Annotated in this window: 1 protein-coding gene; it reads right to left on the bottom strand. The window is 69.4% G+C overall.

The genetic code is table 11. The features are described 5' to 3' along the window. On the bottom strand, positions 1–2,051 hold a 2,051-nt coding region (locus tag ABZY31_RS31175; RefSeq protein WP_356417044.1), incomplete at its 3' end, for a condensation domain-containing protein. Positions 2,052–2,120: the final 69 nt, after the last annotated feature.

Here is a 2,120-nt window from a genome sequence, read left to right as displayed (position 1 = left end):
CGCGCCACCCCCGCCAACCGCGCATGGACCTCAGCCGGAACCTCCACCGCCACACCATGCCCACGATGACCCGCCACCGCCGGCCGCACATGATCGAAAGGCAGCCCCAACTCCTCCGGTGAATCGGTCAGGACCCCACGCCAGTATTCGACCTGTTGGGCAACAAGGCTGTCCTGGTCCTGCTCGTCGCCGAGCAGGTCCCGCTGCCACAGGGCGTAGTCGGCGTACTGCACCGGCAGCGGTTGCCACTGGGGCGTCTGCCCCGCGCGCCGCGCCTCGTAAGCGGTGGACAGGTCTCTGGCCAGAGGTCCGGTCGACCAGCCGTCACTGGCGATGTGGTGGACCACGACCACCAGCACATGGTCCTCGGCCCCCACGGAGAAGAGCCAGGCCCGGATCGGAATCTCCGACGCCAGGTCGAAGGCGTATCCGGCAGCCCCAGCCACCGCGTCATCCAGATCCGCCGGCGAGACCGGCTCGGCCACCGACAGCCCCCAGGCAAACTCGTCCGGCGCCAGGATGCACTGATACGGCTCACCGTCGAGGGTCGGGAAGACCGTACGCAGCACCTCATGTCGGCCGATCACATCCCGCAAGGCGGAGTCCATGGCCGCGTGATCCACCTCACCGGACAGCCGCAGGGCGACCGGGACGTTGTGGGTCGCGCTGGGTCCTTCCAGCTGTCCGACGAACCAGAGACGACGCTGGGCGTAGGACAGCGGAACCCGCTCGGGGCGCTCCATCCTCGTCAGTGCCGACCGGGCGCTGCCCGCACCAGCCAGCCGGGCCGCGAGGGCTGCCGGAGTCGACGCCTCGAACAGTTCACGAAGCGGGACCTCCACACCCAGAACGGTCCGGATCCGGCTCACCAGCCTGATGGCGAGCAGTGAGTGACCACCTCTTGCGAAGAAGTCCTCCTCGACGCCCAGGCTCTCGACACCGAGCACCTGGGCGAACACGGTGCAAAGAATCTCCTCCTGGACCGTACCCGGACGCCTCCCCGCCGCGCTCACCGCGGAAGGGGCCTCAGGGGCGGGCAACGCCTTGCGGTCCAGCTTCCCGTTCACTGTCAGCGGGAGTGCGTCCAACACCACGACAGCCGACGGAACCATGTAGCGCGGCAGGCGTTGACTGGCCAACTCGCATATGGAGACGGCCAATTCATTGGCCCCCGCGTCCGCGACGACGTATGCGACCAGGCGCTTGTCCCCCGGCACGTCTTCACGTGCCACTACCACGGCCTGATCCACCAGCGGATGCTCGGCCACCACGGACCGGACCTCACCCAGCTCGATCCGGAAACCACGCATCTTCACCTGCTCGTCGGCGCGCCCGGCGAAAACCAGCCGGCCGTCAGCCGACCGGTGGACCAGGTCGCCGGTGCGGTACATCCGTGCGCCGCTCTCGAACGGACAGGCTACGAAACGCTCCGCCGTCAGGTCAGCGCGTCCCACGTACCCGCGCGCCAGCTGCGCGCCGGTGATGTACAGCTCTCCCACCACGCCGACCGGGACCGGCCGCAGCCTGGCGTCGAGGACGTACATCCGGGTGTTCGAGACCGGGCCACCGATCGGAACCGTGCCGTGGCCGCCGGGGTCCACTTGTTCGATGGCCGTGATGACGGCCGCCTCGGTGGGCCCGTAGGCGTGGAGCAGACGGCGGCCGCGCGCCCAGGCACGGGCTAGTGCGGGCTCGATCGCCTCGGACCCGACGACGATCGGACCGACACCGGCCAGGTCGTCCAGCTCCAGCACCGCCAGCAAGGACGGCACGAGGCTGGCCGAGCGTACGCCGGCCGACCGCGCGAGCTCGCGCAGCAGAGCCGGTTCGGACCGCTCGACGGCGGTGGCCACCACCAGCGCACCACCGCACCCCAGCGTCACCGCCACATCCAGCACCGACGCATCAAAGCTGAACGAGGCGAACTGCAGCACCGGAACACCAGGACCCACATCCATCAACGGGCCGAACACCGACACCATGTTCGCCATCGCCGCATGCCCGACCGCCACACCCTTCGGGCGGCCCGTCGAACCCGACGTATAGATCACATACGCCAGCCCCTCCGGCCCCACCCTCACACCAGGCGCACCCGCCCCCACACCCTCCAGCGCGGGATC

The sequence above is a fragment of the Streptomyces sp. NPDC006529 genome (genome assembly GCF_040611795.1).
GTDB lineage: Bacteria > Actinomycetota > Actinomycetes > Streptomycetales > Streptomycetaceae > Streptomyces.
Note: the sequence above shows the minus strand (reverse complement) of the source record. Positions and strands in the feature narration are given on the sequence as shown.